Annotated in this window: 21 protein-coding genes and 1 tRNA gene; 18 read left to right on the forward strand and 4 right to left on the reverse strand. The window is 45.6% G+C overall.

Annotation, left to right across the window (positions count from 1 at the left end):
- The first annotated feature begins 10 nt into the window (after nt 1-10).
- Nucleotides 11-640, forward strand: coding sequence for an LON peptidase substrate-binding domain-containing protein (locus EZE20_RS01990; protein ID WP_132113921.1), 630 nt, complete (start codon nt 11-13; stop codon nt 638-640).
- Here the strand turns inward: EZE20_RS01990 and EZE20_RS01995 are convergent.
- Nucleotides 612-2,000 carry an AI-2E family transporter gene (locus EZE20_RS01995; protein ID WP_132113923.1) on the reverse strand — a complete coding sequence of 463 codons (1,389 nt, stop codon included), beginning with the start codon at nt 1,998-2,000 and terminating at the stop codon, nt 612-614. The genes EZE20_RS01990 and EZE20_RS01995 overlap by 29 nt on opposite strands.
- Here EZE20_RS01995 and EZE20_RS02000 point away from each other — a divergent pair.
- Together EZE20_RS02000 and EZE20_RS02005 are read left to right on the forward strand one after the other, a co-directional pair.
- Entirely contained in the window at nt 1,999-2,841 is an 843-nt protein-coding gene (locus tag EZE20_RS02000; protein WP_132113925.1) for a hypothetical protein, read from the forward strand. The two genes, EZE20_RS01995 and EZE20_RS02000, sit on opposite strands and share 2 nt — an antisense overlap.
- Nucleotides 2,842-2,935: 94 nt before the next feature.
- A complete protein-coding gene (locus EZE20_RS02005; protein ID WP_132113927.1) occupies nt 2,936-3,643 on the forward strand; it encodes a response regulator transcription factor in 708 nt (235 codons plus the stop codon).
- A gap of 14 nt (nt 3,644-3,657) precedes the next feature.
- Here the strand turns inward: EZE20_RS02005 and EZE20_RS02010 are convergent, their stop codons facing one another.
- Nucleotides 3,658-4,338, reverse strand: coding sequence for a hypothetical protein (locus tag EZE20_RS02010; protein WP_132113929.1), 681 nt, complete (start codon nt 4,336-4,338; stop codon nt 3,658-3,660).
- 136 nt (nt 4,339-4,474) lie between these two features.
- On the opposite strand from EZE20_RS02010, the gene EZE20_RS02015 reads away from it, so the two are divergent.
- Nucleotides 4,475-5,947 (forward strand): NADH-quinone oxidoreductase subunit N, encoded by a 1,473-nt coding sequence (locus EZE20_RS02015; RefSeq protein WP_228713496.1) that lies wholly within the window; start codon nt 4,475-4,477, stop codon nt 5,945-5,947.
- 30 nt (nt 5,948-5,977) lie between these two features.
- Here EZE20_RS02015 and EZE20_RS02020 read toward each other — a convergent pair whose 3' ends face one another.
- Nucleotides 5,978-6,874 (reverse strand): TraB/GumN family protein, encoded by an 897-nt coding sequence (locus EZE20_RS02020; protein WP_132113931.1) that lies wholly within the window; start codon nt 6,872-6,874, stop codon nt 5,978-5,980.
- A gap of 265 nt (nt 6,875-7,139) precedes the next feature.
- Between EZE20_RS02020 and EZE20_RS02025 the strand changes: the two genes are divergently transcribed.
- Nucleotides 7,140-9,032 carry an amidophosphoribosyltransferase gene (locus tag EZE20_RS02025; protein ID WP_132113933.1) on the forward strand — a complete coding sequence of 631 codons (1,893 nt, stop codon included), beginning with the start codon at nt 7,140-7,142 and terminating at the stop codon, nt 9,030-9,032.
- A gap of 84 nt (nt 9,033-9,116) precedes the next feature.
- Here the strand turns inward: EZE20_RS02025 and EZE20_RS02030 are convergent, their stop codons facing one another.
- On the reverse strand, nt 9,117-10,772 hold the full coding sequence (locus tag EZE20_RS02030; protein ID WP_132113935.1) for an OmpA family protein: 1,656 nt from the start codon (nt 10,770-10,772) through the stop codon (nt 9,117-9,119).
- A 160-nt stretch (nt 10,773-10,932) separates the two neighbouring features.
- Here EZE20_RS02030 and ubiE point away from each other — a divergent pair, with 160 nt between their 5' ends.
- The 13 genes from ubiE to EZE20_RS02090 all read left to right on the forward strand — a co-directional run bounded on the left by ubiE (nt 10,933) and on the right by EZE20_RS02090 (nt 25,527).
- Complete coding sequence (gene ubiE / locus EZE20_RS02035; RefSeq protein WP_132113937.1) at nt 10,933-11,655, forward strand: bifunctional demethylmenaquinone methyltransferase/2-methoxy-6-polyprenyl-1,4-benzoquinol methylase UbiE; 723 nt, start codon at nt 10,933-10,935, stop codon at nt 11,653-11,655.
- The gene (gene porT / locus EZE20_RS02040) at nt 11,604-12,344 is read left to right on the forward strand and encodes a type IX secretion/gliding motility protein PorT/SprT (protein WP_132113939.1); all 741 of its coding nucleotides are present in this window, start codon (nt 11,604-11,606) and stop codon (nt 12,342-12,344) included. The genes ubiE and porT overlap by 52 nt, the downstream gene beginning before the upstream one ends.
- A gap of 109 nt (nt 12,345-12,453) precedes the next feature.
- A tRNA-Val gene (locus tag EZE20_RS02045) sits at nt 12,454-12,528 on the forward strand.
- 313 nt (nt 12,529-12,841) lie between these two features.
- Nucleotides 12,842-14,632 carry an RNA-binding domain-containing protein gene (locus EZE20_RS02050; RefSeq protein ID WP_132113941.1) on the forward strand — a complete coding sequence of 597 codons (1,791 nt, stop codon included), beginning with the start codon at nt 12,842-12,844 and terminating at the stop codon, nt 14,630-14,632.
- A gap of 227 nt (nt 14,633-14,859) precedes the next feature.
- Nucleotides 14,860-15,027 carry a hypothetical protein gene (locus EZE20_RS23920; RefSeq protein WP_165933385.1) on the forward strand — a complete coding sequence of 56 codons (168 nt, stop codon included), beginning with the start codon at nt 14,860-14,862 and terminating at the stop codon, nt 15,025-15,027.
- Nucleotides 15,028-15,266: 239 nt separating this feature from the next.
- Complete coding sequence (locus EZE20_RS02055; RefSeq protein WP_132113943.1) at nt 15,267-16,058, forward strand: HipA family kinase; 792 nt, start codon at nt 15,267-15,269, stop codon at nt 16,056-16,058.
- A gap of 38 nt (nt 16,059-16,096) precedes the next feature.
- On the forward strand, nt 16,097-16,966 hold the full coding sequence (locus EZE20_RS02060; protein WP_132113945.1) for a hypothetical protein: 870 nt from the start codon (nt 16,097-16,099) through the stop codon (nt 16,964-16,966).
- A 160-nt stretch (nt 16,967-17,126) separates the two neighbouring features.
- Nucleotides 17,127-19,823 (forward strand): class I SAM-dependent DNA methyltransferase, encoded by a 2,697-nt coding sequence (locus tag EZE20_RS02065; protein ID WP_132113947.1) that lies wholly within the window; start codon nt 17,127-17,129, stop codon nt 19,821-19,823.
- Between the two features lie 132 nt (nt 19,824-19,955).
- Nucleotides 19,956-20,369, forward strand: coding sequence for a GxxExxY protein (locus EZE20_RS02070; protein ID WP_132113949.1), 414 nt, complete (start codon nt 19,956-19,958; stop codon nt 20,367-20,369).
- 137 nt (nt 20,370-20,506) lie between these two features.
- Complete coding sequence (locus EZE20_RS02075) at nt 20,507-21,025, forward strand: Fic family protein (protein ID WP_132113951.1); 519 nt, start codon at nt 20,507-20,509, stop codon at nt 21,023-21,025.
- A gap of 121 nt (nt 21,026-21,146) precedes the next feature.
- Nucleotides 21,147-23,282, forward strand: coding sequence for a DEAD/DEAH box helicase (locus tag EZE20_RS02080; RefSeq protein ID WP_132113953.1), 2,136 nt, complete (start codon nt 21,147-21,149; stop codon nt 23,280-23,282).
- Nucleotides 23,269-24,426 (forward strand): GIY-YIG nuclease family protein, encoded by a 1,158-nt coding sequence (locus tag EZE20_RS02085; protein WP_132113955.1) that lies wholly within the window; start codon nt 23,269-23,271, stop codon nt 24,424-24,426. The genes EZE20_RS02080 and EZE20_RS02085 overlap by 14 nt, the downstream gene beginning before the upstream one ends.
- Before the next feature lie 345 nt (nt 24,427-24,771).
- Nucleotides 24,772-25,527, forward strand: coding sequence for a hypothetical protein (locus EZE20_RS02090; protein ID WP_132113957.1), 756 nt, complete (start codon nt 24,772-24,774; stop codon nt 25,525-25,527).
- Nucleotides 25,528-25,536 lie beyond the last annotated feature (9 nt).

Here is a 25,536-nt window from a genome sequence, read left to right on the forward strand (position 1 = left end):
GTTTTAAAGAATGTCTGCTTTTTTACCTCTATTTCCACTCAATCTGGTCGTTTTTCCAGGCGAAAAACTCAATTTACACATTTTTGAAGACCGCTATCGACAGCTGATTAGTGAATGTCTCGAAACCGGAAAGTCGTTTGGAATCCCGATTTATCTGGACAACAAGCTGACCGAACTCGGAACCGAAGTAAAGGTGGTAGCCCTGCACAAACGCTACGACGATGGCCGTATGGACATATCAAGCCAAGGGATTCGGGTTTTTAAAATTGATTCTTTCGTAAATCCGGTTAGTGATAAGCTCTATGCGGGAGGCGAGGTTTCGTTTCTGACCGAAGACACGGACGTTCAACTGCCTTCGCCCCGCTTGCTGGAACTTCTCCAAACCCTGCATACTTTACTGGATACACCCGTTGAGTACGACAAAACAAAAGCTCCCTTTTCGTTTCAGGTGGCGCACAAGGTAGGGCTTTCGTTATCCGACGAATACAGGCTGCTAGCCTTACCCAAAGAAAGTTTACGGCAAATGTATTTAGTTGAACATCTTCAAAAAATTATCCCGGTTGTTTCGGAAGTTGAGCGGACCAAAGCCCGCATCCGAATGAACGGCCACTTTAAGAATCTTGATCCGCTGGACTTTTAGGAGCATCAGCCCCACCGGTGTTCGGTTTTTTGCGACGACGCGACGGACGGCGACGTTTTTTTACTTCGCCCGATTCGGTGGTCGCTTCGCTGACGACTACCACTTTCTTTACCTCTGTCGCAGGTTCCGGACGCGTATAAGATTTAAGTGTATTAGCAGCTTCCCGTAGTTCTTCTGACTTCTTATTCACAGGCCGGGCATTGGGTTTGCGCCTTTGGCCGGGCCGTTCCTGAATCCGCTCCCTCACCTGCTTTTTTTCCATTGCTTTTTCTTCTGCCACTTCCTGACCCGGTTCTCCCAGCAAATATCCGTAGGGTTCGAGCGATGGGCTGGCATCCAGAATTACTTTAAGAATTGCCGTCAGGGGCAAGGCCAGGATTAGTCCCGGCAAACCCCACAATTGCCCGCCCAGCAACAACATCACAATGGCTGCGAGCGGATTGATACTCACCTTTGAGCCTACAATATTGGGGGTTATAAAATTTCCTTCCAGAAACTGCACAAAGCTCATGACCCCAATTACTCCCAATGCATACCAGGGCGAATCTTCGGTAATAATGCTCATCAAGGCCGGAAAAATAGACCCGATCAAAATTCCGATGTAGGGAATCAAAATCAAAAAGGCGGCCAGAAACCCAAAGAAAACTGCATAGTCAATCCCTAAGATAAGTAATCCAATCGTGTTGAGCACGCCCACAATCCCTATCACCAGCAGCAAGCCCGCCAGGTAACTCCTGATAACGCTGTAAATTTTACTCAAAATACTATCCAGCGCCTGATTGGGAACCTGGAAGAAAGCTTTATGAACAAATCGCCTGAAAAAGTCGCGGTAAAGAAGTATAAAGAATACGTAAAGAGGTACTAATGTGGCAGTTGTAAGTGTACCGGTTGTAGCTACCAAAGTACCTAGCAACATGGCACGGCTGTCGCTGAGAGCCGTAATGAGGTATTTTTTGGCTTCACTTACCTGTTGAGTTCGGCTTACATTCAGGTATTGTTCGCCCATCGAGAGCAGTTGTTCGAGCAGCGCTTCGGCCTTTTCAGTAATCCGGGGAAGCTCGTCGGCAAAGCTCGCAACCTGAACCGTTACCAAATAGATCAAAACTACAATTACAACTATAAACAGCAGTATGCTGAGCGTAATTGCCAGAATACGGGGAAATTTCCATCGCTCCATTCGTACACACACGGGGTGTAACAAAATAGAAATCAGGGCCGAAAATGCCAGCGGAATCAGTGTTTCCCGCAGTGCGTGTAATATATATACCCCGGCAATCAGCGAGATCATCACAGCCGCCGATTTCAGGTATACAGGCGTTTGATTACCTTTGTTTTGTACAGACCCCGAAGAGACATTCATGGTAAAGTTGGTTTATGTTTGGTTTGCGTTAAAGGTTGCGCTTTGCAGTTGCCAGTCCGACAAGCGTGAGAATGGTTTTCAAAAGGCCCGTTCTGACTACAAAGTTAGTAAAATAGGCACGCTTCCACAGGTTGCGAATGAAAGTTCGGGACTTGCCTGGAATGAAAGAAACAAAACATTCTGGACACATAATGACAGCGGCGGAAAACCTGAACTCTATGAAATTGATTATCAGGGCAATTTGCGTTCTACCTGGGTGATACCATCTGCCCAAAATGTGGATTGGGAAGATTTGGCCCAGGCACCTGATGGAACCGTTTACATTGGCGACATCGGGAACAATGCCAACAAACGCAAAGATCTTGCCATTTATATAGCCCGGCCCGGAGAGCCTGTCACCTCAAAAATCACGTTCGATTATCCAGATCAAAAAGCTTTCCCACCAGCCCCGGACGAGCTTAATTTTGATTGTGAGGCCTTTTTTTACCAAAAGAACAACCTCTTTCTCTTTTCCAAAAATCGCAGTAAAACAAACCCGTACGTTAAGTTATATCAACTCCCGGCCCGGCCCGGCCACCACAGCGCTATGCTTCTCGATAGCATCTCAATCAATAGTCAGGTAACATCCGCTGATATAAATCCATCGGGTACCCGCTTTGCGCTACTGACGTATGGCAAGATTCTCATCTTTGATATAACCGATGGAGTCATTAACTTTAAAAAACCAACCGACTGCATTAAAGTCGCCAAAAAACAAATGGAAGCGATTTTGTTTGTAAACGAGCAGGACTTATTGATGACAAATGAGCAGCAACAACTATTCCTGATTACTCACCGGTGATATTAAATTTATGTTATGATTAGCTTTTCGTAGATAATCCAACTAGCACATCTGCTAATTTCGAGCCGGAAAACAACACCACAAATACGCAAACATGAGCGCCGCAAAAGCAACCCAGGTAATTCAGAAAATACTCGTGGTTGACGATGATCCCGATATTGTTGAATTGCTGGAATATAACCTTCAAAAAGAAGGCTACGAAGTAAAAACCGCTTCAAACGGAAGAAAAGGCATTGAAACTGCCAAAACCTTTATTCCTGATTTGATTTTGCTGGACATTATGATGCCTCAGCTCGACGGCATCGAAACTGCCCGGATTTTGAAACAGGATGCCGAGCTTCGCGATACGTACATTCTTTTTCTGACGGCCCGCTCCGAGGAATATTCCGAGATTGCTGCCTTTGAAATAGGCGCCGATGACTACATTACCAAGCCCATTAAACCCAGAGCCCTGATGAGCCGGATCAACGCTCTGTTCAGGCGCGAGGCCCAAAAATCGGATCCGGGCGAAGAACTCTCGATTGCCGGTCTTTCCATCAATCGCAAGAATTATTCGGTTACGCAGGATCAAAAATCCATTATTCTACCCAAAAAAGAGTTTGAATTGCTATTCTTCCTGGCTCAAAGTCCCAATAAGGTTTTTAACCGCGAAGAACTTCTTCAAAAAATCTGGGGCGCTGATATTTATGTTCTCGAAAGAACTGTGGATGTTCACATTCGCAAACTACGCGAAAAACTTGGCGACGGGTTTATCAAAACCCTGAAAGGCGTGGGCTATATGTTTACCGATCAGCCTGACTAAATCAAGTTTATGAGCTAGGATTTGCTTTTCCTGCCCGCTTTATAGGCATCGTATTCTTCCAGCAATTTCACAATATCGTCCTCGGTTTTGAAATTGAGTTGCTGTTCTTTGATGGCAAATTCCATTAGATTTTTCTCATCACTCAGAATTTTCAGCAATCCTTTCTTATCGTTGCGCTTCATGGGGTGCATCGTGCCGTTTTTGAGAACAAACATTTCTTCGGCAAGATCAAACCGCTGCGTAGTGGTGGCCGAATTGTAGGCACGCTCTTCCCGTTTTTTTGTGGAATATCGCTTCAAGAGCTTGGTATTTCCATCATAAAGTACTCTGTAAAAGTTTTTGTCAGTATGGTTTCCAACTGCCGGATAGCCTTTTTTGAAGGAGTAAAGACTCGTTCCGGTCGGAATAGAAAACTCCGTGATTTCGGGCCCGAGCCGATACAGTTTTCCTTCTTTTTCATATTCCACTTCGTCTGTATAGGCATCGTACCGAATCTTTATTCCATCGTGTACTTTTCCCTTAACATCCTTCACAAGGCCCGAGTACCACGTATCAAACAGATAAGGCGATCCTTCCACGTTGGTATATTCCATTTCGTTGATAACCCGGCCGTTGACATCGTACATAAACTGCGCCTGAGCCGCGGGGGCAAGTAGCCACAAAAGGGCCGGTACAAGGATTAATAGCTTTTTCATGAATTCAAATGGTTCAAGTGTATGGGTTTAACCTTCTTTCAAATCTAATGTAGCCGATGGGAGATTACTACGAATGTCTCAGAATAATTCGTGAAGCCTACCATCTTTGTGTACTTTTGTCAAAAAAATTGTTCCATTGATTTTGTCTCTGAACGACCAACTCTCCCTTATTGGCCAAAGCATCTCAGGAATTGTCCCTGAATTGTTCCTGACACTGTTTTTTTTATTATTTCTGGTAGCCGAGTTGCTGTTTACACGCTTCGGCAGTCAGGCCACGATGCGTCGGTGGTTATTTATTCTGGCCCTCTCGGGTGCAGGTATTTTTCTGCTTCTCGTGTTGGGGCAGTGGAATGCACCCCCTGCTTTTCGCTTTGAAAAATTATTATTTTTAGATCAAAAAGCCGTTTTCTTTAAACTCCTGATTGCCGTTTCGTGGCTCTTTGCCCTGATGCACATCCGGTTGGTACGGTATCATTTCCCTGCCGAACTCAACAGCCTGCTCATCGCCGCTGTGTTGGGCATGTCGCTACTGAGTATGGCCACACATTGGCTTACCATTTATCTGGCCCTTGAACTAATCTCGCTGAGTTCGTACCTGCTGGTGGCGATTTCTCCCTATAAAAAAGCGGCTGAGGGTGGATTAAAATACCTGCTCTTTGGCGCCATCAGCTCGGCTGTCATGCTTTATGGTATTTCGTTGATCTATGGCCTCACGGCCACCCTTGAACTAACCGCTCCCGGCCTTGCCGAAGCGTTGGCGGCTAATTCGCCGCTCGTGCTCCATGTAGCGATGCTCATGACCCTTGGCGGACTCCTTTTTAAGCTCTCACTTGCGCCTTTCCACGTGTGGACGCCGGACGTGTACGAGGCCGCTCCTACGCCCCTTGTTTCTTTTTTATCGGTTGCGCCCAAAGTCGCCGTACTGCTTGCGCTCATGCGGGTAGTTTCGGCATGGCCCGCAGAGTTGCTCCAACTTCTGGGCGGAGTGGCCCTACTGAGCATTACGCTGGGTAATGTAAGTGCCCTTTGGCAGCAAAACGCCCGACGACTGCTCGCTTATTCGTCTATTGCTCAGGCAGGATATCTGCTCGTTGGCCTGGTGGCATTTAATCAATTGGGGTTTGAAAGTGCTACATTTTACGTAGCTGTTTACCTGCTATTAAATATGAGCGCTTTTTTGCTGATAGATTTCATCCTGCCCCGCACCGAAACCACCCTTTCTGATTTTGAAGGGTTAGGGCGCAAGCATATTTTTATGTCGGTTATTCTGACGGTCGTTTTGGTTGCGCTGGCCGGGCTCCCCCCCACCGCCGGATTTATGGCCAAATGGCTGATTTTTTCTGCCCTTTGGGAAGCGTACGAGATTCAGGGACAACCGTGGATGCTTTGGTTGCTGGTCGGTGGTATACTGAATGCTGCTATTGCGCTCGTGTACTATTTGCGGATTCCGTATTTGCTTTTTTTCAAAAAACAAACAGTATCCGCCGCTACGACTACTTACGGCATTGGGGCCAAAGTGATTGCCGGATTGGTACTGATCGCTATTTTGGGACTTTTTTTCAAACCCGAATACCTCATGCAATGGATCAGCGCGCTGAGTAGTATGTAGACTGACGCAGCGCCCTGAAACTTTATGCGATTACCTGGCAGAGCGGTTTTGAATGGGCGTTACCAAATAGCCTTTTGCGCGCAGCAATTCCAACAGGCCTTCTTTCCCTCCTAAATGGGCTGCACCTACTGCAATAAACGTCGGCTTGTCGGCTATTTGCTTCTCAATCAGCGGGATCCAGCGCCGGTTGCGGCCATAGAGCAGTGTTTCCTGATGATCTTTTAGTTCAAATTCGCTTTCAAACGTCATTTCGTGCAGCTTCTCTACGTCCTGTTGCTTATATACAGACACCATTTCAGCAAATTCCTGTCGGGCTTTGGGCAGGCTATCGAGTAATGTAAGCAGCATAGCGGCCTGTTTTGGGTAGGGAATAGAGTCGAAAACGCTCATTTGCTCCTGCACGGTTTCCAGCCCAAGTACCTCGATCTGCTGCTGTTTGGCCAGATTCATGAGCGAAAGTTCGTAGGATTGTGGTTGACAAGCTAATACCCGGTTGAGCAGCACACTTACTAATACAAACGGCTTGGCCTGCCCAAACATGGCAATGTTTAATCCCACTGAATCCTTGAAAAATCGCTCCATGCGTTCATATTCCTGGCTGCTGACGAGTTCTTTAAGCTGCACACCGTCGCGCATGATCATGTTTTGGGCCATGCTCATCATCAAGTTGGGCTCGTCCATATCCAGTTCCAGAGTCAACTGCTCCGATTGCTTTATACAGGCTTTCAGGGAATCACTTACCGAAAAATCGGCTGGACAAATGAGGTGAATCGTCCCGAACAAAAATGAGGGCTTTGCGTTTTGAGGGCTTTCAATTTTCCAGAGAAGCGACGATTCCAAAGCCTCCTGACCCCAGGCAGAAGTAAAATGACCTCCCTGAGAGAGAAGTACCAGCAGCAGTAGTCGAAAAAAAGACGTGGATTTCATAACGGTATAATTTTTGATAATTTCATTAGCAGGGAAGTATTTCTAATTCCTGTTATTTATAACCCGGAATTTTTAAAAAAAATACATGAACTACCGTTATTTAAATCAACGATAAACATATTTTCTCATCGGGACAATTCGTACTTTTGTACTTTCACTACCGAACTAAACCTAAGTCGAAAGAGTTTACAAATTGACGACCTCACACTACAAATTTTGCAACAGGCTGATTTTCAATTTCATACTATAACACTTTCAACTCATCATGAGCGACGCCATTAAGCATGAGTGCGGGATCGCGCTCATCCGTCTGCGCAAGCCTTATCAACATTACATTGATAAGTACGAAACACCCTTATATGCTGTTCACAAGCTGTCAGTGATGATGCAAAAACAGGTAAACAGGGGGCAGGACGGAGCCGGAGTAGCCAACATCAAAATTGAGGTACCTCCCGGTAAGCGTTACATTAGCCGATACCGATCCGTTGAACCACAGCCGGTAGCGGATATTTTCCAGAAAATTCACAAGAAATTCAGGAAAGGCTTAAAAGATCATAAAGAAAAGACTTTTGACGCCAAGTGGTTACAAGAAAACCTCGCTTTTACCGGAGAACTTTGGCTGGGACACCTGCGCTACGGCACCCACGGTTCCAACGAAGTTGAAAACTGCCACCCGATGCTCCGGCAAAGCAACTGGCGCAGCCGAAATCTGGTTATGGCCGGTAACTTCAACATGACCAACGTGGATGAGCTCTTTGGAAAGCTGGTTTCGCTGGGGCAGCACCCGAAAGAAAAAGTGGATACCGTGACCGTAATGGAGAAAATCGGTCATTTTCTGGATGAAGAAAATCAGCGGGTATTCGAGCGATTCAAAGGCATTTGGGAAAATCCCACGCTATCCGATATTATTGAAGAAAACATAGATTTACAGCGGGTTCTCGAACGTTCATGCCGCGACTTTGACGGAGGCTACGCCATGTGCGGCCTAACCGGACACGGTGCGGCATTTGTTATGCGCGACCCGGCGGGCATTCGCCCGGCCTACTACTATGCTGACGACGAGGTGGTGGTGGTCGCTTCTGAAAAACAAGCGATTAAGGCTGCCTTTGACGTGGAGTATCAGCAAATTCAGGAAATCACTCCGGGGAGTGCGCTGATTATCAATAAGGAAGGCGAATATAGCGAAATGTCAATTTTGCCTCAGCTTCCTAAGCGTTCGTGCAGTTTTGAGCGGATTTATTTTTCACGAGGAACTGATCCTGACATTTATAATGAGCGCAAGCAACTGGGTAAGTTGCTGATTCCCCAAATTCTTGAGGAAATTGATTACGATCTGGAAAACACAATTTTTTCCTACATCCCCAATACCGCCGAAACTTCATTTTTTGGCATGATTGAAGGACTGGAAGAATACCTTTCCAAAAAGCGTAAGCGCGCCATCATGGAAGGAATTCTGTTTGAAGAAGAACTTGATCGGGTGCTTTCCTTTCGCCCCCGAATTGAAAAACTAGTTACCAAGGACGTTAAATCACGAACGTTTATCACCGCAGACAATCTCCGCGACGACATGGTGTCCAGCGTGTATGACACTACGTTTGAGGTGGTTCGGAAGGGAATTGATACCGTGGTGGTAATCGATGATTCTATTGTGCGCGGAACCACGCTGGAAAAAAGCATTCTTAAAATGCTGGACGGTCTGGGGCCCAAGAAAATTGTGATTGTATCTTCTGCTCCTCAAATTCGTTTTCCGGATTGTTACGGCATTGATATGTCCAAAATGAAGGATTTCGTAGCTTTTCGGGCTATGCTGAAACTTCTGGAGGAACGAGGGCTGGACTACAAGCGAGAAGAAGTATACACACAATGTGTAGGAACGCTGGCTTCAAAAAATGCCTATAACACAAATTACGTAAAGGCACTGTATGAGCACTTTACGGATGAGGAGGTCTCAGCCAAGATTGCCGATATAATTCGTCCCGACGATCTGAAAGCAGACGTGTCAGTTATTTTCCAGACGGTTGACAACCTGCACGTTGCCTGCCCAAATCACATTGGCGACTGGTATTTTACAGGAAATTATCCTACCCGTGGTGGTAATAAAGTGGTAAACAAGGCCTACGTCAATTTTCACGAAGGTAAACTCGTACGAGCGTATTGATCTAGCCTGTTTTTTATATTGAAAAAGGCTGGGAGCTTATGTAGCTTCCAGCCTTTTTTAGTAGACAAAACTACTTTCAGCTGATCAATTCGTCAGTCTAATCACTACCCGGCGGTTCCTTGCCCGGCCTTCGGGAAGTACATTATCGGCTACGGGGCGGGTATCGCCATAGCCAACGGCCTGCATTCGGTCTTCCTCAATTCCTTTTTCCAGTAAATAACGCCGCACCGCCTGCGCCCGATTTTCAGACAAAGCCTGATTTGCCGCTGCATTTCCGGTGTTATCGGTATGCCCTTCCACCACAAACCGACTTTGCGCATAGCTATTCAATACCTCCACGAGCTGATCCAAAATCCCGAACGACTGACGGTCAATAATGGCTGTTCCGGTAGCAAAACGGACAGGAACCTGCAATAATGAATCAATTTTCTGCTGCACGCGCTGACTTGCGGAAACCACAGGTACCGGGCAACCATTTCGGGAGGCAGGCCCGGCTTCGGTTGGGCATTGGTCAATTCCATCGTGTAGTCCGTCTCCGTCGGTATCCGGACAACCGCCGTTTTCGTACGTTCCGGGCTTATCGGGACACAAATCACTTGGGTCAGGAATATTGTCCCCGTCGGTATCCGGACAGCCCCCAAAACGCACGAGTCCTTTTACATCAGGACAGGCGTCATAATCATCCCTAACGCCATCGCCGTCGCGGTCGGGGCAGCCATTGAGCGTACCGGCCACATCGGGACAGTCGTCCAGCCGATCTACTACGCCATCACCGTCGCGGTCGGGACAGCCACGGGTTCCGGCAGGTCCGGCAACATCCGGGCACCGATCCACATAATCTGGGATGCCGTCGCCATCAGAATCAGGGCAGCCAAAAAAACGAGCACTGCCCGGCACATCGGGGCACCGGTCACGGTCGTCAGGAATACCGTCTTTATCGGTATCACGAGGCTTAACGCTGATGCGGTGAGTCAGGGCTACCGATAAAAAGCTAAACATATCGTTGGGCGTGTCGCTGTACGACTGAGCCTCTTCGGGGCTAATCAATCGTCGGCCCGAGGTGGCATCCAGCTTATCATTTCTGGCAAAGTAAAACCGATAATCGAGCCCAACCTGCCAGGAGGGCGAAATGTGATAGTTGAAGGTAAGCCCCAGCGGAATTGTCCGTTCGCGGGTTTTTTTTACGCCGATTCGTCCTCTTGGATTGCCCCACCGCAGAAAAAGCGGAGTCCGACCACTGACGTCACTGTTGGTAAAACGGACTAGTTGCCCGGTGGTCAGGTCGTAAGCGTCGGCAGTGAAATACATCATCCCCAAGCCTCCGTATAGCCCCACGTGGAGTTTGTTATCATCGTATCGACTAAACTGCTCGGTCAGGTCCCATCGGGCAAGGAGCTCAATGGAATTATATTCATTAATAAAATAGGAGTTAAAAAATTCAATTTTTTCACCACCGATTTTCCCGGCTGAAAAATCGAGACTCATGGAAAAGGCAGGGTTCACATGCTGAGTCAGGCTGATGCCCCCCATAAATTGCATATCCTGCGTGTTCAGTTCTCCAAAAAACTGCGTAAGTCCGCCCCGAACCGTTACAGAATAGGGTGTCAGCACGCGTCGTGTTAAGGATTTGACTACCAGCGAATCCGTCGACTGCACGCTGATTCGTCCCTGTGCCTGCGCAACGAGCGAGGCGGTCAGTAAAATTAAGATGAGTATATACGAACGGATCATCATAAGCATACGAGTTGGTAGAATTAACAAAGATAAAAATCTATGCATCAACCTTCGTACCATAGCGCAATTAAATCAGTAGGTTAGCTGAACTTTCCCCGGATGCGGTAGTTTACCAAAGGGGATAATCCCTACTTTTGTTACTTAATTTACGAATAGACAGAGCCAAATGAGTGTTGTTCCCTATAAAGACAAAGAAGGCAGCAAGCGCGAGCAGGTTGCCGAAATGTTTGATACCATTTCTCCAAAATATGATTTTCTGAATCATCTGCTCAGCGGTGGTATTGATATTTACTGGCGCAAAAGAGCGATTAAACTCCTGCGAAAAGAGCAGCCCAAAATCATTTTGGATATCGCCACAGGTACGGGCGATTTTGCCATTGAAGCCCTTGCTCTGAAACCCGAAAAAATTGTTGGCGTGGATATTTCGGAAGGTATGCTAGAGGTAGGACGTCAGAAAATCCAAAAAATCGGGAAGCAACACATCATCGAACTCCGCAGCGGCGACTCGGAAAGTTTGCCCTTTGCAGACAATTATTTCGACGCCGTAATCGTTTCGTTTGGAGTACGTAACTTCGAGAACCTGCTGGCAGGTCTTACGGACATGCAGCGCGTGATGCGTCCCGGAGGTACGTGCGTGGTGGTTGAGTTCTCAAAACCAAAATCGTTTCCTTTCAAGCAGGTTTATAACTTTTACTTTAAGCATATTTTACCGCTTATTGGTAAAATGGTTTCAAAAGACACCTCAGCGTATACCTACCTACCGGAGTCTGTTCAGGCATTTCCGGATGGGGATGACTTCCTGAGTATTTACCAAAAAGCCGGTTTTATAAACACTAAATGCATACCACTTACGTTCGGCATCTGTTCCATTTACGTTGGCCGCAAATAGCGGCTACGTTTTTCATTTGTTTTCTGGCGGCACAATCTGTGCAGGCGCAGGGCACGGGCTATGTCAGGCGGCATCTCGAATTTTATGACGACAAGCCCATTCACTACGGGTTTTTGTTCGCTTTGCCCGTCACCCGCTTCAACCTTCGTCACAGCGATACCTTTCTGGAATCGGACTCGGCCTATTCCATTCAGTCGCCTGCACAGGGAGCCTTTCGTATGGGATTTACGGTTAATGCTTTTCTGACGGATCATTTCGATCTGCGGTCTACTCCATCGGTTTCTTTGTACGAGCGGCAGGTCAAATACCGCTATCCGGGAGGCACCGAGCGCATCGAGCGACGTGAGTCAACCTGGGTGGAGATTCCGCTGCTGCTTAAATACAAATCGGTGCGCCGCATCAATACCCGCATGTATCTGCTGGCAGGCGTAACGCTCGCGATCGAAACCAACGTGAAGCGCAGCCGCGGGAATGTAAGCGCAAACAATCGGCTTGATACCAAAACTTCTGATTTTACGCTGGATTATGGCGTTGGCTTTGAGCAGTTTTTCCAGTATTTCAAATTTGCTCCCGAGCTTCGTTTTTCGCACGGCCTCACCAACCTTTTGCAACCCGCCAACAACTCCGTGAGCGTGGGCCTCGACCGCCTGACGACACACACGGTCACGCTCTACTTAAATTTTGAATAAAGCCCTTCTGATAGTCAGAGGCTTACAATTTTATTGAAAAATATTTCAAAAAAGAGTTGGAAACCTAAAAACACTCCTGCATATTTGCATTCCTAAACGGAAACGAAAGGGGCTCTTAGCTCAGCTGGTTCAGAGCACCTGCCTTACAAGCAGGGGGTCGGGGGTTCGAATCCCTCAGGGCCCACATTGAAAATGCGGTATCGCCGCTCCGAAAGCACTTAGCATTAATTTGTTAGGTGCTTTTTTCTTTTGGTGCAATATAAAGCGCAAACATATCCAGCTTATAGGCTAAAACAGCGCTGTTACGAAAAAGCTTCTTGGGATAGTTTTTCTGCTATGGTTGCGTCAGCTTTGTTACCCTGATCAATTAAGATGTTGACGAAGTAGAGCTTCATAAACAAAATCTTGCTAATTTACAGCTACAGAAAAAAGGACTAATGAAGAAATTATTGACGGTTGAGGTGAGAGTTAAGGTCGATAACGTATAATTTATAGTCATGACATTAGCAGAGTTAAAACAACTAAAAGAAAGCGAGAACAAAGTCGAGTTCAAAGAATCTAAGGGAGGAAACTATAGTGTCAAGGGGGGCACAAAAGTTGATCCAAAGGATAGGCGTAAATGCATAATCGGGTATGTAGTTGCTTTCGCGAACGAGGGAGGTGGATACCTTGTTTTTGGTGTTCATGATATGCATCCGCATAAAATTGTAGGCACTAATCAGTCGTTGGGTGCAGTTGGCAAGCTTGAGCAGGATATTTACCGCGAAAAGCAAATCCGAGTTGATATTTCAGAACTCTACGAAGACGATAAAAGAGTTTTGGTTATCAAAGTCCCTGCACGACCCGCGGGTAAAGTTTATAAGTTCGAAGATGTTCCCTTGATGCGTGTAGGAGAGGAATTGCTGCCTATGCCTGATGAGCATTATTTGAAAATCATCCAGGAGCAAGAGCCGGACTTTTCAGAAACTATGTGCGAAGCTTTGAACCTTAGTGATTTGAATGAAGAGGCCATACAGAAGATGAAAGAAGCATATGCTGAAAAACAAAGAAATCCTTTATTTCTTACACAATCTAACGAGCAATGCCTTATTGATCTCCATTTGATAAAAGGTACTAAAGTAACCTATGCAGCTCTCATACTTTTGGGAAAAGAGGAGGTAATTCGTCGCTTGCTTCCCCAGGCTGCCATTTTCTTGGAGTACCGGAAAGATATCGGTCAAATAACATTTGATGATCGCAAACTTTTTTACCAACCCTATTTTCTCGCCATCGAAAAACTGTGGGATGCCATCAATTTAAGAAATGGCAACGTGCCGGTACAGCAAGGACCCTATATTTTTGATATCCCATTCTTTAACAATGAGGTTATTAGAGAGGCCGTCAATAATGCCGTTGCTCATCGTGATTATCGTCGGTCCAGCGAAGTGGTAATAAAGCAGTTTACACAGGCATTGCACCTAATTAGTCCAGGAGGGTTTCCGATAGGTGTAACTATTGACAACCTTTTGACAGTAAGTAGTACTCCCCGCAACAGGCTTTTAGCAGAAGTGTTAGCAAAAACAGGAATAGTGGAACGTTCGGGGCAAGGTATTGATAAAATATTTTATCAAAGTGTTGCTGAGGCAAAAGGCTTACCGGATTACTCCAATACGGATGATTTTCAGGTCGAACTCAGGTTATCGGCGATTGTAAAGGATAAGGCTTTTGCATTGTTCATTAAGCAACTGCAAAAAGATAGACAAGATGATAAAAAATTAAGTGTCAAAGAAATCTTAGTGCTCGAAGCGGTAAGAGAAGGCAAGACAAAAACGGAATTAGATAGAAATATAGTAGAAAAGCTTGTAATAGAGGGTTTACTAGAAAAGCAGGGTAAGACATCCAATCAAACAATTTGCCTTTCCAGGGCCTATTACGCCTTTACCAACAAAGAAGTTGATTATACGAAAAATATACCGGTTGATGAAAGCTATGTAATGATGAAGATAAACCAGTACCTAGCTGCATGGAAGAAAGCTAAGATGGGAAAATTTGTTGAATTATTTGATGGTCACTTAACAAGAGACCAAGTAAAAAGCCTTATATACAAACTTTCGGATCCTAAAACTGGGTTTTTAGAATTTACGGGTACGGGTTCTGGAAGAGAATACTTTATCAGCAAAAAGGCGGTTTCAGGAGGGAAACTGATAGAAAGAGCTATCAGATTAGGATTGGAAGTGATGGAGAAGTCTGGCGAGATAAAAGTAGAATCCACAAAAAAAACACAAGATTTACACAAAAAAGAGGACTAACACCAATCCTAACCAACCAAAAACACCTGATAATCAATTAGTTATATCACAATTAAAGTCCACAAGTTTTCCACAAATTTTCAAAATTAAGACATGAAATACTGTGCTTTATAGCAAATAGCTTTGGCCGCCCTTGTTCTTTGTGCCGTATTCTCTACTACCATCTATGGCTTCAAAGCCAGAAGCCGTTAATAGTCCGAAAAATGTATGACAAAAGCCACTTTTGTTTGGCAAGTGCAACCAAGCATCCCCTACACTTGCAGGCCGGGAAACCTCAACTCTCCCAACAGGATTGTTCGGCGGTGGTTTGTGCCCGGAAAGTAGTGGGACGCCTGCTTACTTCGGATAATAACCTTAGAAAATTTGCTGTTTCCAAAAATCCAGACAGCGTCTGAATAATGAGAAATAAGTCAGATACTGTCTACCCAATTGAGCTGGAGACATTATACTGAAATCCTAAAATCTGATAACCGATTGAAAATCAGGAACTAAATCCAAAAATTGTGGGAAGTGTATTGTTCCTAATAAGCTTACTATACGAACAAGGAATCATTTATCTTCAATAGTATATGGGCTTAAAGGATTTCTTATAGTTTATTAATTCTTAACCCTCTTTAACTCGCTCAATACGCACTTGCAATCCCACCACTCCATAGAGGCAATCGAAAAGGTCTTTCAAACTCAGGAACGTCCAGTTCTGGTCAGTTGCGAAGATTATAGGGACTATGTTTGCAAGTATAGATACACTGACAGGCAATTTAAAGAACTGATAGCATGGGCATTCTTAAATCAATGGGGTCTATCGGTACCTGAGGCAGCCTTAATAAGTGTCAAACGAGATCATGTTTCTGATGTAGCCTTGAAAGAGGGCGCTAGATATAATTATTTTGAAAGGCCAATATTCGGATCATTGTATCTTCCTTCTGCTAACGAAATAAATAATTTGACATATGCCCAGCCTGACAACAGGATAGATTTATTAAAAATTGCACTATTTGATTTATGGCTGGCAAATGAAGATCGAAATCATAATAACTATAATCTGCTCCTGGTATCCCAATCGAACGGGAAGAAGATGATCCACCCAATCGACCATGGATTATGTTTCAATTCCACTAGTATTGGAGTGGGGAGCCTATCAGTACTGACAGAGGATGAAAGCCTTTTATCATCTAATTACTGTAAAACATTGTATGCCAACAGTAACGTAGTTGCTAGAGATTGTGAGACAGTTCTGGATTCATTTCGTAAAAATGTTCGACTTTGTAAAAAAACTTTACCAGAAATCCTGAACTTTGTGCCCCCTCCTTGGCGTATAGACTCACAGGAAGTACAGAGTTGGATGGATGAAAATCTTTTTAGTGAAAAATGGTTGAGTTCAACACAGAACACCTTCAGGCAATACGTACAACTTTACCTGCATTAGCAGCGTTCATATACAAATAGTACAACTGAATATTCATTATGTCAAGTTTTTACAGCATCGTATACGTAAACATTCGCCCTGCGCTGGGCGAGAGGGTAAGTATTGCCTTGTTGTTACGCGACGAACAGAACCTACTATTTCATCAGGCTCCTGAAAAGTTAGAAGCCCTGAAGACTATTCTGCCCAGTGAAGCTTATAACCTGGCTCGTACACTGATCAAAAACTTAGATAGTCTGCTTTCCGATTCAGGCATTGAGGATACGCGTTCTGAGTATCAGATTAATTTAGGATCTGATAAACAAGCTTTTACAGAAAAGAGCTATCTATCGTACCTATCGGCCTATGGTAATAATTTATTGACCTTTTCAGAGCCCCGGACAATTGATATACCTACGACGCAGGAGACCTTTACCCGGTTATTCCAAAAGTATGTGCATACCGGATGGGAATCTTCACAACGCCAATCAACGCGTACGAGTCTTGTAAAGTATGTTCGGGAAATGCTTTACCCAAAAGTAAAGGATCGGGTTAACCTGGATGCTGTTATAACGACGGAAATGGTCCCTGGATTGGTAGCCCCGACAAAAGTGAACCTTGCAGGCAGGAATGAGGTGAATATGATTGGGCAAATAGTTGATTTTGAGAAAAAAAAACCCGGTTCACTCGCAGACGATATCAATCGCGTTCTGGCGCTTGTGCGGGCCTTTGAGGAAAAGAATGATAAGGGCAAGTATTTTATTATCGGGAGAGAGCCAAAGAAAGAGCTTTCTGAGCAGCATGCTATATGGGAAAACGTTCGTGACCTCCCAACTCTTGACTTTGTGGCAGATACTGAAACAGATCGGATTGGTGAATACATCGAAGAACACAACGTTCAACCTCTGATTCCGGTTTCTTTCGAATCCTAAGAATCGGAAAAGTATTAATCACGCCAATCCTGAGCGCCGTAGAAGCAAAGTCAGCCGTTGGGTACTTTTTGGAATGATGTCCCCAAAAACCCAGGCAACCACACACATTCAGATTTTTTTCTTAACATTGAGGTACAAAACCTTCTCCCTTTTGTCCACAATGAACAGTACCCAAATCGAAAGCAACGTTCAGCAGCTTATCCGCGCACATCAGCCCGATACCTTTATTTATGACCTACTCCTGGCCTACGGGCAACCAAAGGCCTCCATCAAGCGCTTACAGATTGGTTCGCTCAATCTGGCAAAGCAGGCCGGCGAAATAGCCTGGAAGAAAAAACTCTACTACCGCGAGATTCCCGCCGGAGACGATCTGAACGCCCAACTCGACGAGCTGCGGGCCGATGCGGCCGTTACCAAACATGATCCGCGCTTTATCGTGGTCACGGACCACAGGTCCCTCGCGGCCTGCGACCGCAAAACTCAGGAGACAATCTGCTGCACGCTGACCGAACTGCCCCGGCACTTTGATTTTTTTCTGCCCTGGGCGGGCATGGAAAAAACGCAGCTCCAAAACGAAAATCCCGCTGATGTAAAGGCCGCCGAGAAAATGGCCCGGCTATACGACGAAATCCGGAAGGACAACCCCACCGATACGCCCGAAGCCGTGCATGGCCTCAATGTGTTTTTGTCGCGGCTGCTGTTCTGCTTTTTTGCCGAAGATACCGGCATTTTTGAAAAGGCACAGTTTACCAATGCCATTGGCAGCCACACGCAGACCGACGGCAGCGACCTGCATGCGTATCTCGACCGCCTTTTTGAGATCCTGAATACGCCCGCGCGGGCAGCAGACCTACCGGCCTACCTCACGGCTTTTCCGTACGTCAACGGTGGGCTGTTTCGCAACCGCCACCACGCACCGGTGTTTACGCGCCGCAGCCGGCAGGCCGTCATCGATAGCGGCGAGCTGGATTGGAGCGCCATCAATCCCGATATTTTCGGGTCTATGATTCAGGCCGTGATTACGCCCGAGCACCGGGGCGGGCTGGGTATGCACTATACGTCGGTGCCCAATATCATGAAGGTCATTGAGCCGCTGTTTCTCAACGAGTTGCACGAGGAGTTTGAGGCGGCACAGGGCGCGCCCAAAAAACTCAACGCCCTGCTCACACGCATGCAGCGCATCAAACTCTTTGACCCCGCCTGCGGCAGCGGCAATTTTCTGATTATTGCCTACAAGGAACTCCGGCGGCTCGAAATGAAGATTTTCCGGGCCCTCAACACGCTCGCACTTTCCAACATCAGTCTTAGTAATTTTTACGGCATTGAGCTCGACGACTTTGCGCACGAGGTCGCGATTCTTTCGCTGTGGCTGGCGGAGCATCAGATGAATCAGGAGTTTTTCCGGGAGTTTGGCCGCTCCAAACCTTCCCTGCCCCTCACGAGCGCCGGGCACATTGTACACGGAAACGCCTGCCGACTCGACTGGGAATCCGTTTGCCCCAAACTCGAAGGCGATGAAGTGTATATTCTCGGAAATCCGCCGTATTTGGGATATAGTATGCAAAATAAAGTGCAAAAAGAAGATATTGATTTAGTTTTTAAGGGGTTAGATAACTATAAAAACTTAGATTACATTGCCTGTTGGTTTTTGAAAGGAGCTAATTTTATTCAAAATTATAACGCTCAATTCGCATATGTAAGCACAAACTCTATTTGTCAAGGGGAGCAAGTGGCATGTCTATGGAGACATGTTTTTATTAGAAATCTCGAAATAGGATTTGCACATACCTCATTCAAATGGGCAAATAACGCAAAGTCAAATGCAGGGGTTATTGTAGCTATAATTGGAGTTAGAAATTTGTCGAATAAGAAAAAATTTATTTTTAGAAACTCTACAAAAAAAATAACTTCCAAAATTAGCCCATATTTGATTGAAGCAGGCGATTTTATAATTCAGAAAAGAAGTACTCCTCTTTCACAATTTCAGCCTATACTTAGAGGTAGCGGTCCCATTGATGATGGAAATCTAATTTTAGATAGTTTTGAAAAAGATGAATTATTGGCAAAATATCCATCAGCGAAAAAGTTTATTAAAAGACTATTAGGAGCTCATGAATTTATTAATGGATTTGAAAGATGGTGTTTGTGGATTGAGGACAATGACTTAAATGAAGCAAAAAGTATACCTGAATTTCAAACACGCATCAAGAAAGTAGAACTATTTAGACTTTCCAGTAATAAGAAAAATACTAGAAATGATGCGATAAATTCCCATAGATTTAGTGAAAATAGATTTAATAATACTCATGGATTATTTGTTCCAAGAGTATCATCTGAAAGGAGAGTTTATATACCATTTGGTTTTGTTGAAAATACTGTAATAGTTGATTCTGCCCAAGCTATCTATGATCCCGATCCATACCTTTTCTCCATCCTAACCTCCCGCATGCACATGACCTGGGTGCGAGCTGTGGCGGGTAGACTAAAAACGGACTATCGTTATTCCAACACCCTCTGCTACAACACCTTCCCCTTCCCTCCCATTTCCGAAACGCAGAAGCAGGAGCTGGAAGGGCACGTGTATAATATTTTGGGTGAGCGGGAGGCGCATTCGGAAAAAACCCTGGCGCAGCTCTACGACCCCGAAAAAATGCCCGCCGGCCTGCGCGAAGCCCACCGCCAAAACGACCTCGCCGTGGAGCGCTGCTACCGTAGCCGCCCTTTCGAGAGCGACGAAGAACGGCTCGAATACCTCTTCAAACTCTACGAGCAGATGATCGCGCGGGAGCAGGAAAAGGGGACGTTGTTTGAAGGTGCCGGGAAGAGGAAAAGGTCTGGAACTTTGATTAGAAAATGATTAAATGAAGACTATGAGATTGTAGGGTTTAGATTTTGTGTGTGCTGTGATTGGGATAATTAGATTGTTTTGATTTTTTGATTGACTTCTTTATTATATTTTGGCTGTTTATTATTTAATTAACTGATTATCATGGAAGAAAAGCCTATTTATCCGTTGTCTGATCTGACTGGAAAAATAATTGGCTGTGCGATGGAAGTACACCGAACTTTGGGTAATGGATTTCAAGAGGTAATATACCAGCGGGCATTGGCTATTGAAATGAGTGAACAGGGCTTGAAATTCAGTCGTGAGCACGAAATGGATATTTTCTATAAAGGTGAAAAGATTGGATTACGTCGGGTTGATTTTTTTGTGGAAAGCAATATTATGCTGGAACTAAAAGCCGTCATTCAACTCGATGATGTTCATCTTGCACAAGCAATCAATTATTTAGAAGCCTCGAAAATGCCGATTGGACTTTTAATAAACTTCGGCAGTACAAGCCTCCAATTTAAACGAGTTATGAAACCTACCAGAAAACGCACTAATCAGAATCCAAAATAATTACAACCATCAATCAGTTAACCAATAAAAAATTATAATTTCACAATCCTCAATGATAAAAAAGCACGGACTAATGGTCATCAGTCAATCATAAAATCATAGTCCCACTCCCCGAAATCGTCAGCGAGTTTACTCGGGTGGCAGTGACGGTGTATTCCGGCATAGTAGATACGGAGGTCATCTCCATTCTTGATTATATAGATAAGCACTACCGGCTGACACAAAAGGAGTTCATTGCCCTGGGACTGATAGCAACAGAGAAGAAAATACTTTCTACTCAATTGGCCACCAAACTGCAACTGGCTCAGGAAGACAAAATGCGTTCGTGGGTAGGCCCACTGATTGAGAAAGGGGTTATCATCAGTCAGGGCGTCAAAAAAGGAACAGAATATTTATTAAATCCTGAGCTGTTTTCACAAGCGAGATTAGACATAAAGCCCTCGTTAAAGACCATTGAGCCTTATAAGCTAGAAGCATTGATTATCGAGGACCTGCGCTATAATGGTAAAAGTACAATGCAAGAAATAATGAAAAGATTGCCAGAACTATCCAGTAGTCACATTCAAAAGGCTGTATATCAACTTGTTGAAAGAGGGGATTTGTTACCCGAAGGAGGCAAAAGAAATAGGAGATATACGTTGTCCAAAAAAAAATAAATAAAAGTAAAATTAGAAAATAAACTACATAACTAACTATAAATCAGATATATATATTTTCATTTATAAAAAGTAAAAAGAAAATAAAACACAGTTTAGTCAGCAATTAACCCTTTTCTTAATGCCCGATATAGTCCACGTCACCTACGCCCAAACGGGCCAAAGCGCTACCACTGATCCGCTGGGAATGCGCGAAATGCAGCAGAAAGTCTATCAGGCCCGCGATGCGCAGTACCTTTTACTCAAAGCCCCGCCTGCCTCGGGCAAATCGCGCGCGCTGATGTTCGTGGCCCTGGACAAGCTCATGAATCAGGGCATCCGGAAGGTCATTGTGGCCGTGCCGGAGCGCTCCATTGGGGGGGCATTTGCGGCCACCCCGCTCAAAGCGGACGGTTTCTACGCCGATTGGTCGCCCAATCCGCTGTACAACCTTTGCACGCCCGGCATGGACGGCAGCACGAGCAAGGTGCAGGCCTTCAAAAACTTCCTGAACAGCGGCGAGCAGATTTTGATCTGTACCCACGCCACACTGCGCTTTGCCTTTGAGGAACTCGACGAATCGGCCTTCGATACCATCCTGCTGGCTATCGACGAATTTCACCACGTATCTGCCGACGGCGACAGTCGCCTGGGCGAGCTGCTGCGGAGCATCATGGCCAAGTCCAGCGCCCACATTGTAGCCATGACGGGCTCCTACTTTCGGGGCGACAGCGTGCCGGTGCTACTGCCCGAAGACGAAGACCGCTTTACCAAAGTCACCTACAACTATTATCAGCAGCTCAATGGCTACCGCTACCTGAAATCACTGGGCATTGGCTACCATTTTTACCAGGGCAAATACACCTCGGCTATTCTGGAAGTGCTGGACACCAACAAAAAAACCATCCTGCACATTCCGAACGTCAACTCGGGCGAGTCTACCAAGAAAAAGCATGAGGAAGTAGACACCATTCTGGATGCCGTGGGAGAAGTAGTTTCTGTCGATCCTGACTCCGGCATCATCCACCTCAAACGCCATACCGACGGCAAAGTATTGAAAGTAGCCGACCTGGTAAACGACACCTCCCGCGACCGCGAAAAGGTGGTGGCTTACCTGCGGGGCATCAGCTCTGCCGACGAGCTGGACCTGATTATTGCCCTGGGCATGGCCAAAGAGGGCTTCGACTGGCCCTACTGCGAGCACGCCCTCACGGTAGGCTACAGGGGCTCGCTCACGGAGATTATCCAGATCATTGGCCGCGCCACCCGCGACAGCGCCAACAAAACCCACGCGCAGTTTACCAACCTGATTGCCCAGCCCGACGCCGCCGATGACCTCGTACGGGTGTCGGTCAATAACATGCTGAAAGCCATCACGGCTTCGCTGCTGATGGAGCAGGTACTGGCGCCCAACTTCAAGTTTAAGACCAGGCTGTCGGACGACGATCGGACGGAACCCGGCGAAATAAAGGTGCGTGGCCTGAAAGAACCCAGTACACAGCGGGTGCAGAACATTGTGGAGTCGGATCTGAATGACCTCAAAGCCCGAATTCTGCAAGACGACACGATGCTCAAAACCATCCCCGGCACGGTAGACCCGGAGGTAATCAATAAAGTACTGATTCCAAAGATCATTCAGGCCAGGTACCCGCAGCTCACCGAAGAAGAAGTGGAAGAAGTACGGCAGTATGTAGTGCTCGACTCCGTGGTGAAAAACAACCTGATGGTAGACATACAGGAGCTCAAAAAGGCGATTCAGAAAGACGAAAGTATTCAGAAAGCCATACAGGGCGGAGTGCCGGAAAGTCAGATTAACAAAGACCTGGTGCCCAAAGTAGTGCAGGCGCTATACCCCGACCTGGAACAGGACGACCTGCGGAAGTTCAGCGAATTGGCCGTTGCGGAGGACAATCCGGCCTACTCAGGTTCAGAAAGTGGCGATACACGTTTTATTCGCATGGCCGGACAGTTTGTCAATATAGATGACCTGCACATTGACCTGATTGACCGCGTCAACCCGTTTCAGAAAGCCTACGAGATTCTGTCAAAATCGGTGACGACCAAAGTCCTGAAAGTGATTCAGGACAGCATTGAGGCTACGCGCATTCAGATGACGCTGGAAGAGGCTTTGCTGCTATGGCCAAAGATTCAGGATTTTGTAAAAACCTTCCGGCGAGAGCCCGGTTTACACGCTTCCGATCCTCTGGAAGTACGCATGGCGCAGGCGTTGATCTATCTGAAAGAACAAAAACGCAAGGCACAGTATGGACAAGGATAAGCTACTGCGGGCAATTTTTGAAAACGATCCGCTGGGCCTGCTCAACATAAAGCCGGCGGGCCATCCGGTACGTAATGAAGACGAACGGCTGGTCGCAAGTTTTCAGGAAATTGTCGATTTCTTTGAGAAACACAGCCGCCCGCCCGCCTCCGGTGGCGGTATTCAGGAGCATCAGCTCTATACCCGACTGGAATCCCTGCGGAAGAATCCCGAAAAAGTAGCGGTGCTCCAAAAACACGACCCTCATAACCTGCTGCAACCAGAGAAAAAGGAACTTACCTCGCTGGAAGATGTGCTGTCAGATGATATTTTGGGCCTACTGAATGACGACGCCGGGGATTTATTTGACCTGCGCCACGTACCCAAAGAAACCACAATGCCCGACTACGTGGGTAAGCGCACAGTCTGTGAAGATTTTGAGCAGTTTGTACCCTTGTTCACGGCCTGTCAGGGCGACCTGAAAACGGGCAAACGGAAACTGCTGCCTTTCCGCAACGAGCAGCAAATTGAGAAGGGATATTTCTTTGTGCTGAAAGGGATTTTGTTGTACGTAGCCGACGTAGGCACCCGCGAACAGGACAAGGGGAAAGTCAACGCCCGCCTGCGCTGTATATTCGAGAATGGCACCGAGTCGGACATGCTGCTGCGCTCTTTGGCTGCCGAACTATACAAAGACGGCCGGCGTGTTACCGAACATCAGGATCGCTATCTGAATGGGCTCCGGGGGATTGGGCCGGAAGACGAAAACACCGGATTTATCTACATTCTGAAATCGCAGAGCCAAAATCAGGCGATTCGAAGTATCCAAAACCTGTACAAAATAGGCTTTACGAAAATGCCCGTAGAAGACCGAATCGTACAGGCCCGACAGGACCCAACCTTCCTGATGGCTGACGTCCGGATCGTGATGACCTACCAATGCTACAACCTGAACCCACAGAAACTGGAACAATTGCTGCATAGCTTCTTTGGCAACTCCTGCCTCAACCTCGACGTATTCGATCAGGCCGGTCAGCGCCACACGCCCCGCGAGTGGTTCATTGCACCGCTGCACATCATCGAACAGGCCGTGCACCTGATCCTATCAGGCGAGATTGTGCACTATCGGTACGATGCAGAGAAGGAGGAGATTGTGGGGAGGTAAGTGGAGATAAAATTTAGATTGTATTCACCAACACTTTGGCTGAGTCGTTCAAAATGAATATTGAAGCATATATAGCCAGTTCAGAGGCTTTTGAAATGTTTAATTCTTTTTTTACCCAATGACTCGAAGTATACTAAACTAGATTGACTCCGCAATATTTAGTCTTGATCTTGGAAGACTAAGTATAACTATACAGTAGCCGTACACTTTTTCAGTTTCTTTGTCTACCAATTCACTATTTTATTACCCTTAATTTCCAATTAGTAAGTATTTTTATTAATTTTCAAGAGATCGTACCGCGCTGATCTAGTGATTTCTTATATTGTCGCAAAAAGGAGATAGTTTATGACGAGAAGTACTAACCCTGTATCTGATTTTAATGTAGAGATTATTGGCGAGAAGAAAGTAGAGAAGCCATATGCAGAAACCCTTCAAGTCTTCACCTTTAAGGTTTCAAACCTGTTGCCAAAGGAGAGAGAAATAGAATTCATGCCATGTATTTATATCACTAGTAAGCAAGAGCAGTTAGAGACTAGGGATTTAATAAATACATCAAGTCTATGGTCTGATAGTCTTAAACCAAATGTATATAAAATCTATGATTTCTTATTCAAGGAAGAGCAGCTATCCAAAATTGTAAATGGTGACCAAATCTTTATTGCTCTAATGCTAGAATCTAAATCCGTACAATTAAAATATGAATTCATCCGGGAAAAAGGTAGTTGGGTTTTAAGTAATTTCACAAAGATCGATTTCATATTGACCAAAAAGTTGATCCAAAATAGTCTTACAAAAAAACTTGAAAGGCTTGAAGTTTTTGAAGAAAAGTATAAAGTCACTTTTGAAAGTTTAACCATAGAAGTAAAAAGTAATGATTTAATTACTGTTGTTGGGGAACTTCATTCAAGCGAAGGAATGTATTTAAAAAACACTTCATTCTTTGTTTATGCTATTGCTTATGATGAGGAAGGAATAATTATAGCTCAGAACAGAGATCGTATCCATAAAGAACGTTTCTATGGTTTCGAAATTATTGACTTTAATTTAGCAGGTCACGATATCGTCAACCGGGTACGAAAAATTAGAGTTTATCCTACTTAAAAATTAAGC

Source organism: Arundinibacter roseus, from assembly GCF_004348825.1.
In the GTDB taxonomy this organism is placed as follows: Bacteria; Bacteroidota; Bacteroidia; order Cytophagales; family Spirosomataceae; genus Arundinibacter; species Arundinibacter roseus.